The sequence below is a fragment of the Polaromonas sp. P3_C2 genome (genome assembly GCF_056402675.1).
In genome coordinates this window covers 1-10,575 of the sequence record NZ_JBFUGX010000061.1, presented here as the reverse complement: position 1 = coordinate 10,575, position 10,575 = coordinate 1, and the positions used below count along the sequence as shown (strand labels likewise).

The 10,575-nt window shown below is 61.8% G+C and carries 6 protein-coding genes; 4 read left to right on the top strand and 2 right to left on the bottom strand.

Annotation, left to right across the window (positions count from 1 at the left end):
- Positions 1–204: 204 nt before the first annotated feature.
- From AC1DWI_RS04630 to icmF, 4 genes are all read left to right on the top strand, one after another.
- On the top strand, positions 205–1,314 hold the full coding sequence (locus AC1DWI_RS04630) for a TRAP transporter substrate-binding protein (RefSeq protein WP_477668566.1): 1,110 nt from the start codon (positions 205–207) through the stop codon (positions 1,312–1,314).
- A gap of 77 nt (positions 1,315–1,391) precedes the next feature.
- The gene (locus AC1DWI_RS04625; RefSeq protein ID WP_477724448.1) at positions 1,392–2,018 is read left to right on the top strand and encodes a TRAP transporter small permease subunit; all 627 of its coding nucleotides are present in this window, start codon (positions 1,392–1,394) and stop codon (positions 2,016–2,018) included.
- Positions 2,019–2,082: 64 nt separating this feature from the next.
- Complete coding sequence (locus AC1DWI_RS04620) at positions 2,083–4,071, top strand: TRAP transporter large permease (protein ID WP_477668568.1); 1,989 nt, start codon at positions 2,083–2,085, stop codon at positions 4,069–4,071.
- A gap of 185 nt (positions 4,072–4,256) precedes the next feature.
- Complete coding sequence (gene icmF, locus AC1DWI_RS04615) at positions 4,257–7,580, top strand: fused isobutyryl-CoA mutase/GTPase IcmF (RefSeq protein ID WP_477668569.1); 3,324 nt, start codon at positions 4,257–4,259, stop codon at positions 7,578–7,580.
- A 49-nt stretch (positions 7,581–7,629) separates the two neighbouring features.
- On the opposite strand, the gene AC1DWI_RS04610 is transcribed toward icmF, so the two are convergent.
- Both AC1DWI_RS04610 and AC1DWI_RS04605 read right to left on the bottom strand, forming a co-directional pair.
- Positions 7,630–8,736 carry an ABC transporter substrate-binding protein gene (locus tag AC1DWI_RS04610; RefSeq protein WP_477724447.1) on the bottom strand — a complete coding sequence of 369 codons (1,107 nt, stop codon included), beginning with the start codon at positions 8,734–8,736 and terminating at the stop codon, positions 7,630–7,632.
- A 224-nt stretch (positions 8,737–8,960) separates the two neighbouring features.
- Positions 8,961–10,388, bottom strand: a complete 1,428-nt coding sequence (locus AC1DWI_RS04605) for an MmgE/PrpD family protein (protein WP_477668571.1) — start codon at positions 10,386–10,388, stop codon at positions 8,961–8,963.
- Between the last annotated feature and the right edge of the window lie 187 nt (positions 10,389–10,575).

Genomic DNA, 10,575 nt, shown 5'->3' with positions numbered 1-10,575 from the left:
CAGACGCTTTCCGCCGGGCGATCCGGCCCTCAGGGGGCTGAAAGTCACCTGAGCTCCTCGCGGGCTCCTGTCGGTCACGCACAAACAGTTTCACCCTGAGAAGGGGCAACAACCTGTAGCGTTGGTGGAAACCCTCTTTGTAAGGAATGGGCAAGACGGAATGATGAGTCCTCTTATCTTTTTCGAAACAACAGGAGACAAGTCATGACCGAGAGCAAAAGCCCCCGCAGGCGCGGCCTGCTGAAAGGCGCCGCGATTGCCGCCGGCGCCCTGTCCGCCCCCATGGTCGCCATGGCGCAGACAACGTCCTTTCGCTTCCAGAGCACCTGGCCGGCCAAGGACATCTTCCATGAATACGCCAACGATTTCGCGAAGAAGGTCAATGACATGGCCGGCGGCCGACTGAAGATCGAGGTGCTCCCCTCCGGCGCGGTCGTGCCGGCATTCCAGCTGCTCGAAGCTGTGAACAAGGGCACGCTGGACGGCGGCCACGGTGTGGTGGCCTACCACTACGGCAAGAACAACGCCCTGGCCCTGTGGGGCTCCGGCCCGGCCTTCGGCATGGACCCGAACATGGTCCTGTCCTGGCACAACTACGGCGGCGGCAAAGCACTGCTGGAAGAAATCTACAAGTCGATCAGCATGGATGTGGTGTCATACCTCTACGGCCCCATGCCTACGCAGCCGCTGGGCTGGTTCAAGAAGCCGATCGCCAAAGTGGGTGACATGAAGGGCCTGAAGTTCCGCACGGTCGGACTGTCGGTCGACATCTTCACAGCGATGGGCACCTCCGTCAATCCGCTGCCCGGCGGTGAGATCGTACCTGCGCTGGACCGCGGCTTGATCGACGCAGCCGAGTTCAACAACGCCAGTTCGGACCGTGTTCTGGGTTTTCCGGATGTGGTCAAAAACTGCATGCTTCAGAGCTTTCACCAGAGCGGAGAGCAGTTCGAGATTCTGTTTAACAAAGCCAAGTACAACGCGCTACCCGCCGAGCTCAAGGCAATCATCGACTACGGCGTGCAGGCTGCCAGCGCCGACATGAGCTGGAAGGCCATAGATCGCAATTCCACCGACTACGCTGAAATGAAAAAACAGGGCATCAAGTTCTACAAGACGCCCGACGCCGTGCTCAAGGCACAGCTGGAAGCCTGGGACAAGATCATCGAGGACAAAGCCAAGGCCAATCCGCTGTTCAAGAAGGTGATCGACTCGCAGAAGGCCTACGCCGCGCGCACCATCCCCTGGCAGAACGACTACATGGTCGATTTCAAGATGGCCTACAACCATTCCTTCGGCAAGAAGAAGGCCTGAGCCTGCGAGCCCCGGCGAAGCCGGCCAGCCGTCCAACCCTGGATGGCTGGCCTTTTTGATGGGAACACCGGTTCAAAATGAATACACAAAAAATCCTTCACACGGCTGATCACATCAGCACCTGGGTCGGGAAGGCCGCCRCCTGGCTCATCGTGATCCTCATGGTGGTCGTTTGCGCTGAAGTTTTCAAGCGTTACGCGCTCAACGCGCCCACCGCATGGATCTTCGACGTCAATAACATGCTGTATGGCACGCTGTTCATGCTGGGGGGCGCCTACACGCTGGCGCATGACGGCCATGTGCGCGGCGACTTCTTCTACGGCAACTTGAAGCCCCGCACGCAGGCCTGGCTGGACCTGGTCCTGTACATCGTCTTCTTCCTGCCCGGGATTATGGCGCTGACCTGGGCCGGCTGGACATACTTCAATGAGTCACTGGCGATGCGCGAACAAACCTTCAACGCCACCCCTATCCCGCTGTATCCGTTCAAGTTTGTCATCCCGGTGGCTGGCACCATTGTGCTGATGCAGGGGCTGTCCGAGATCCTGCGCTGCGTCGTTTGTATCCGCACCGGCATCTGGACACCGCGGCTCAAGGACGCCCAGGAATCCGATGTGGTCGCGCAGCAGCTGGCCGGCAGCGAGTTTGTCGATGAAGAAGCCAAGCTGCTGGCCATCGAAAAATCCGCCGGCCTGAAAGGTTGAACATGAATCGCCCGGCCGTTCCGAAGATTCATGGCACCGCAGCCCACAGGGCGGAGGTCTCCAAATGAGCAACGCAGTCCTCGGCATGACCATGCTCGGCCTGATCGTGGTCGTCATCATGATGGGCTTTCCCACCGCATTCACACTGATGGGCCTGGGCATGGCGTTCGGCTTCGTGGCCTTCTACGATCCGTCCACCCATTTTTGGGAAAACAGGATCTTCGACCTGATGGTCCAGCGCGCTTTTGGAGCGATGACCAACGAGACCCTGTTATCGATTCCGCTGTTTGTGCTGATGGGCTATGTGATGGAGCGCGGCGCGCTGGTGGACAAGATGTTCCATAGCGTGCAGCTGGCGTTCCGCAGCGTGCCCGGCTCGCTGGCGGTCACCACCCTGATCATCTGCACGTTCTGGGGCATCGCCAGTGGCCTGGTGGGCGCTGTGGTGGTGCTGATGGGCGTGATCGCCATGCGGCCCATGCTCAACGCCGGCTACGACACGCGGCTGGCGGCCGGCGTGATCACCGCCGGCGGCACGCTGGGCATCCTGATCCCGCCCTCGGTGATGATCATCGTCTACGCCGCCGTCGCCGGCCAGTCCGTGGTCAAGCTCTACGCGGCGGCCATGTTCCCCGGCTTCTTCCTGGCCCTGCTCTACCTGGTCTACATCGTCGGCTGGGTCATGCTCAACCCCAAGATCGCGCCCAAGCTGCCGCCGGAGCAGAACCGCGCGCCGGTGCCGCTCTGGCTGCAGCAGGTGACCGCCGCCTATTCGCGCAGGACGCTGCCGGCGTTGGCCATGGCCGTCGCGGCTCCGGGCAAGGCGCTGCAGGCGGGCGCCCAAGTCAGCCGCGGCTTCCTGTTGCGCAGCTTGGGCACAGCCCTGGTGCCGGTGGTGCTCGCGCTGGCGACTCTGGGCGGCACCTGGTGGTATGTGGTCATCCATTCGCAGGCCGACAACATCGCCCAGGTGGCGGCGGCACGCACCGCCAAGGCCGCAGCGCCGGCGGGCGGAGGCCTGCAAGGGCCCGCAGTCAGCGGCGAAGTCCAGGAACCACCGGCGGAGAGCGGCGTGAAGGAGCCGCCGGCCGCCGAAGGCGGCCTCCAGGAACCACCTGCGGAAGAAGGGCTGAAAGAACCCGGCGACACGGTCAAGGAGCCGGCCGAAGCCGGCGGCTTGCAGGCGCCGCCGGGATCGGAAGATGCGAAGCCATCGACAGCGACAACCACCGCCGACGCACCACTGCAGGAAATAGGCGAGCCCTCGGGTTCGGGGCCACAGACCGCACCCGTGCCCGAGTCCTTCTACACGGGCTTTGCCATCGCCTGCGTGCTGATGGCGGGACTGCTGCTGTGGTACTACCGACGCTTCGACGCCGAGCAGTTCGAGATCCTGCGGATGCTGGTGAGCTCGGTCATGCCGCTCGCGCTGCTAACCATCGTCGTGCTGGGGGTCATCCTGTTCGGCATCACAACCGCCACCGAATCGGCGGCCGTCGGCGCGGCCGGCGCCTTTCTCATGGCTTGGCATGCCGGCACGCTGGACTTTCAGAAAATCAAGGAGGCGGTGTTCCTGACCTGCAAGACGACCTCCATGGTGTGCTGGCTGTTTGTGGGTTCAGCACTCTTCTCCGCGGTTTTCGCTCTGCTGGGCGGCCAGCGCGTCGTCGAGGAATGGGTAATGTCGATGAATCTGACACCACTGCAGTTCCTGCTGCTGTCGCAGGCCATCATCTTCGTCCTGGGATGGCCACTGGAGTGGACCGAGATCATCGTGATCTTCGTGCCCATCTTCCTGCCACTGCTGCAGCATTTCCAGATCGATCCGATTCTTTGGGGCGTGCTGGTTTTCGTGAACCTGCAAGCGGCCTTCCTGTCGCCGCCCGTGGCGATGTCGGCTTTCTACCTGAAGGGGGTGTCGCCACCCCATGTGACCATCAACCAGATCTTCGCCGGCATGATGCCCTACATGCTGATCGTGATCCTGTGCATGGTGTTCATGTACGTCTGGCCCGGGTTGACGCTCTGGCTGCCTAAATACCTGTACGGGTAAACAGCCCGGAAGCCATTGGGCCCCAGGCTTTGGCAAAGAGGGGCGCTCCGCGTCCCTTTTTTTGCTCGCACCGCTACAGGGCGCACACTTGATCGGCGCCGGCTTACCGGCTAAGATTGACGTTTACGTAAACGTCAATCAAACAGATCACAGATCGACGGCCCAACCGCCGCCCGGAGACAACCATGACCGACATGTCCGCTGAATACAAAGCGCTCGCCAGCTACCGCCCTACTCACAAAGTGCGCTTCATCACGGCGGCTAGCCTGTTTGACGGTCATGATGCCGCCATCAACATCATGCGGCGCATCCTGCAGAGCATGGGCGCGGAGGTCATCCACCTGGGCCACAACCGCAGCGTGGACGAAGTGGTCACAGCCACCCTGCAGGAGGACGCGCAAGGCATCGCTATCAGCTCCTACCAGGGCGGGCATGTCGAGTACTTCAAGTACATGGTCGACCTGCTCAAAAGCCGCGGCGGCGAACACATCCAGGTGTTCGGCGGGGGCGGCGGCGTCATCGTGCCGCCCGAAATCCGCGAGCTGCATGCTTACGGCGTCACCCGCATCTACAGCCCTGAAGACGGCCAGAAGATGGGCCTGGCCGGCATGATCGGCGAGATGGTCATGCGCTGCGACAAAGACCTGACCAGTTTCGCGCCCAAGAACGTCACGGCCATTGAAGGCCACGGAGAGATGAACTGGCGGGCGCTGGCGCAGTTGATCACGGCGCTGGAGAATGGCAAGGCCGACGCGGCGCTGGTGGACAAAGTCCGCACGCAGGCCTCCACCTGCAAGATCCCTGTGCTGGGGATTACGGGCACTGGCGGCGCCGGCAAGTCTTCATTGACCGACGAGTTGATACGCCGCCTGCGCCTGGACCAGAACGACAAATTGCGCGTGGCAGTCATCAGTATCGACCCGTCTCGCCGCAAGAGTGGTGGCGCGCTGCTCGGCGACCGCATCCGCATGAACGCGATCAACCCCTGGACTGTCCCCCTGGCAGGACAGAAGGACGCCGACAGCGGTCAACGCGTCTTCATGCGCTCACTGGCCACGCGCGACTTCGGCTCCGAAATCAGTCAGGCCCTGCCCGACGTGATCGCCGCCTGCAAATGCGCAGGGTTTGACCTGATCGTGGTCGAGACCTCCGGCATAGGCCAGGGCGATGCCGCCATCGTGCCGCATGTGGACGTGCCCATGTACGTGATGACGCCCGAATTCGGCGCCGCCAGCCAGCTCGAGAAAATCGACATGCTGGACTTCGCCGAGTTCATCGCCATCAACAAGTTCGACCGAAAGGGTTCGCTCGACGCCCTGCGCGATGTCTCAAAGCAAGTGCAACGCAACAAGGAAGCCTGGGGCACGCCGGCCGACAAGATGCCGGTCTTCGGCACCATGGCTGCGCGCTTTAACGACGACGGCGTGACGGCCCTCTACCAGGCGCTCAAGCCGCGCCTGGCCGCGTTGGGCCTGGCGCTTGAGGGCGGTGTGCTACCCGCGGCCGAAGTGCGCCACAGTACCAACCAGACGCCGGTGGTGCCGGCCGCGCGAACGCGCTACCTGGCCGAAATCAGCGACACGGTGCGCGGCTACAAAAAACGTGCCCGCGCGCAAGCCCAACTGGCGCGCGAGGTGCAGCAGCTCAAGGCCGCGGCCTCCATGCTCAAGATCGACAAGCCCGACCGCGCGCCAGCCGCCGAAGCCGCGCTGGACCTGGCCGGTCACCGCAAGACGCGCATGGACGCCGATGCCCGCGCCCTGCTCGCCCAGTGGCCCGACATGCAGGCCGCCTACGCCGGTGACGAATACGTGGTCAAAATCCGCGACAAGGAAATCCGCACGGCGCTGACCACCAAATCGCTCTCGGGCACCACCATCCGCAAGGTGGCGCTGCCGCAGTACGAAGACCACGGCGAAATTCTCAAATGGCTGATGCTTGACAACGTGCCCGGCAGCTACCCTTACACTGCCGGCACCTTTGCCTTCAAGCGCGAGGGTGAAGACCCGACCCGCATGTTCGCCGGCGAAGGCGACCCCTTCCGCACCAACACCCGCTTCAAGCTGCTCAGCGAAGGCATGGCGGCCAAGCGGCTGTCCACCGCGTTTGACTCTGTCACGCTCTATGGCAACGACCCGGCACTGCGCCCTGACATCTATGGCAAGGTCGGAAACTCGGGCGTTTCCATCGCCACGCTGGACGACATGAAGGTGCTGTACGACGGCTTTGACCTGTGCAACCCATCGACGTCTGTTTCCATGACCATCAACGGCCCGGCGCCGACCATCCTCGCGATGTTCATGAACACGGCGATCGACCAGAATCTGGAAAAATTCAAAAAGGACAATGGCCGCAACCCCACGGCAACCGAAGCCGCGAAGATTCGCGAGTGGGTGCTGGAAAACGTTCGCGGCACCGTGCAGGCCGACATCCTGAAAGAAGACCAGGGACAGAACACCTGCATCTTCTCGACCGAGTTCAGCCTCAAAGTCATGGGCGACATCGCCCAGTACTTTGTGCACAACCGGGTGCGCAACTTTTACAGCGTCTCCATCAGCGGTTACCACATCGCCGAAGCTGGTGCCAACCCGATCAGCCAGCTGGCCTTCACGCTGTCAAACGGTTTTACCTTTGTCGAAGCGTATCTCGCGCGCGGCATGCACATCGACGACTTCGCGCCCAATCTGAGTTTCTTCTTCTCTAACGGCATGGACCCGGAATACACGGTGATGGGCCGCGTGGCGCGCCGCATCTGGGCCGTGGCCATGAAAGAGAAATACGGYGCCAACGAGCGCAGCCAGAAGCTGAAATACCACATCCAGACCTCGGGCCGCAGCCTGCATGCGCAGGAAATCCAGTTCAACGACATCCGCACCACGCTGCAGGCGCTGATCGCGATTTACGACAACTGCAACTCGCTGCACACCAACGCGTTTGACGAGGCYATCACCACGCCCACCGAAGAATCGGTGCGCCGCGCCATGGCAATCCAGCTCATCATCAACCGCGAATGGGGCCTGGCCAAGAACGAGAACCCCTCACAGGGCGCCTTCATCATCGAGGAGCTCACCGAGCTGCTAGAAGAAGCCGTGCTGCTGGAGTTTGAACGCATCGCTGAGCGCGGCGGCGTGCTGGGCGCCATGGAAACTGGCTACCAGCGTGGCCGCATCCAGGACGAGTCCATGCACTACGAGATGCTCAAGCACACCGGCGAGCTGCCCATCATCGGCGTCAACACCTTCCGCAACCCGCACGGCGATGCGGTACAAGACAAGCTTGAACTGGCCCGCTCCACCGAGGAAGAAAAGCAAAGCCAACTCAAGCGCCTGGACGACTTCCACCGCCTCCACGCCGCCGAGTCACCGGCCATGCTCAAACGCCTGCAGCAGGCCGTGATCGAAAACCTCAATGTGTTCGAAGTGCTGATGGAGGCTGTGCGCGTATGCTCGCTGGGGCAGATCACCAATGCGCTGTTTGAGGTGGGTGGGCAGTACCGGCGGAATATGTAAATCGCCGGGGGCTGCTATTACCCAACTGATCAATGGCAAATTATTTGAGCTATTGACGAATCCTGCCAGCGCTGGTGACGATGGATAACTCGACGAAGCTGGAGCCAGAGTGCTGTCCAGGTTTAAAGCTGATCAAGTAACCACCAAAGTCAAAATTACTCATGCTGTCCAAGGCTAGAACGCTCCCCTCGCGGCTGGGCCTGCTGCCTTGGCGGCGTATCGCTTCAGAAATGACGCGAGCGGCAATATAGCCCTCCATCATGGCGTAGCTCACAGGCACTTCCAGGTTGGGTGTCTTGGCAGCGGTCTCAGTAAATTCCTTGACTAGCTGACTGGAGACCTTGTACGGACTTGGCGTCACTTGGGCGATAGCCACACCTTGCATCTGCTCCGGAGACAGTCGTTTCGAGAGTTGCTCGATGTCGGCGCCCGAATGCGAAAGCAGTTGAGCCGCGCCACCTGCAATACGGTACTTCTCAATGAAGCCAGCCGCAGCAGACCCGCTGGAAACCATGATGATCGCTTGCGGCTGCATGTTCATGAAAGTGTTCACGGCGTCGGTGACGTTGACCGTGTTGGCGACGTAGGAGGCGCGTCCTTCGATCGTCGCTCTGACTTTCCTAGCTGACTCCTCGGCCGCGGCGATTACCGCAGTTGAGCCCGGCCCAGCCTCATGGAAAAGCCCCAGGCGCTTAATCCCGATGGTGGCCAAATGCTCGATGAGTTTGGAAATCTCGTCGCGCAGGCCTGCCCGCACGCTATACAGGTAGGGGGTGTCCGGCTGAATCTCCGAAGTACGGTAGCCCACCAGAGCGATCTTTTCTTTTGCCAAAATTCCCGCAGACACCAAGTCTGCAACATTCTTGCCGCCAAAGTAGCCGGCCAGGACCAGCGGCTTATCTTCAGCAATCATCTGCTTGGTCAAAGTGACCGTGTCGTCGGGCCTCCCGCCATCATCCTTGCGCAAGAGTGTGAACTTATGACCGTTGATGCCGCCGGCCTTGTTCATGGCGTTGAAATGCAATTGCATGCCGGCGGCGTAAGCGCGGCCCTGACCGGCCTCCGGCCCTGACATGGGGCCGACCTGGCCCACTATGATCTCTGCGGCGAGTACCGGACCGGCTCCCGTCACAAGGGCCCCCACGGCCAGTGCCATCAGGGCCTTGGCGAAAGCCGACGATAAACAACGGTTGTGCATGATGATGAGAGCTTCCTTTTGTGCCGCGAATCTGACGGACTTGGGTATCGATCAGTTGTCAACCTGCTGCAACACGGTCATTTCCAAACGCGGACTCTCCGTTGCCAGCGCCGCTTCGACTGTGATCCGGACGGGGGAACCGTCGGGTTCGGGCCCGCCTGAGCAGGGCTGGATTCCATGGATCAGGGAAGGGGGCTCGACCCGCCTCCTCGTGGACGGCCGAAACGCGTGCCGTCATCGACCCGGGCTTCGAACTGCAGCAGCGCCAGCAGTTGGCGAACCTTGACGCCTTGCGGTCGAGCCAGGTTGTCGCGAAGCGGTGCCAAACGCTCTTCCGGAAGGATGCCCGTGGTGCATTGCTCGAATTTGATTTGCCGCTCCAACGGCGAAAACGGATTCAGGAATGACCCTTTGGCGTGGTGAACCACACGCTCCAGGCGTCGTCCGTCCTTCAAGATCACGGCCGTGGTGTGGGGAAGCAGCTGCGTTGCGGTTTCTACGCGTGTCGAGTCCAGGTGCATTGCGACGCGTGGCATGAGGCGCCGGGTCATATCGTCATGCACCGCTTGCGGCGTGAAGTCGGCCAACGTGACCGTGCCGTAACGGAGCATCGTTGCCACCGCGTAGGGCATGGAGAACATGGCCTCGCGGGGACCCTGGGGCTCTGGGTATTTGAGGTTCACCAGGTTGACGCGCCCGACCAGGGTTTCAACACGCTCCACCGCTTCCGGGCCAAAACCATGTTCGGTTGCGAGGGCATGCAATGCGTCCAGGCAGCGGTGCGTGGACGCGCAGTTGGGATACAGCTTGAACGCCAGGCCATGGCTGTCGATCGCCAGCGGGCCGTCACTGACCGCAGCCACGGACTGCCAGTCGGCCGCAGAGCCACCGGCGTAGAGTGCGCCAAACCCGTGCGGGCCTTCCAGGGCTGTATCGCTACCGGTGACGCCCGATGCCGCCAGCGATGCGGCCAACACACCACCTTGCGCCGCCAGTCCGGCATGCACGGGTTTCGTGTCGGTGCCGAACTGGACCTTGGGTCCAGCTGCCATGGAAACGGCCAAGCTGAGGGCGTGTGTCATCCCGCCGACTCCCAGCCCAAGCAGTCTGGCGCAAGCGGCTGCGGCAGCAATTACACCAATGGTTTGGGTGCCATGCCAGCCTTTTTCGGCATGGGACCGGTCCATCGCCATCCCGACGCGGGCCATCACCTCACTTCCGACGATCAGTGCATCCAGAACCGCATCGAGCGTGGCATCAATCTCGTGGGCTTGCGCCAGGATGGCTGGGATCACGGCGCAGCCAAAATGACCGCCAGCGACGAGAAACATCTCATCCAGCTCCCGCGCATGGGCGGCCGTGCCGTTGGCCAGCGCACTGAAGGCGGCACAAGTTCCGGTGCTGCTGCCCACCACCGGGACTGGGCCCGTGGCAGGCAATCCCGCCCGTACCGAGGCGCAAACCGGGTCCCCAGCACCTGCCACCATGGCAGCAATGGTGTCCTCCAGGGAGTGCTCCGCCGTGCGCAGGGTGGATTCACCCCATTGATTGGGAACCGTGGCAGCCCAGTGCGCGAGAACCTGGGTAGCGGGGACGGGGGAACTGAGCATGCTTGTCCTTGGGGTCTGTTTTGGTATGTGGTTGCGCCTATCAGCGCAGCCGGGTATGGAACGAACGGCAGACACGCAGCAGCAGGTCTACGCGAGAAGGCAAGCTCAGTCGAGCTTTACTCCGGCGTTGCGGATTACGTCACCCCATTTTTTGGCTTCGCTGTCGATATGCGTCTTGAAAAACTCG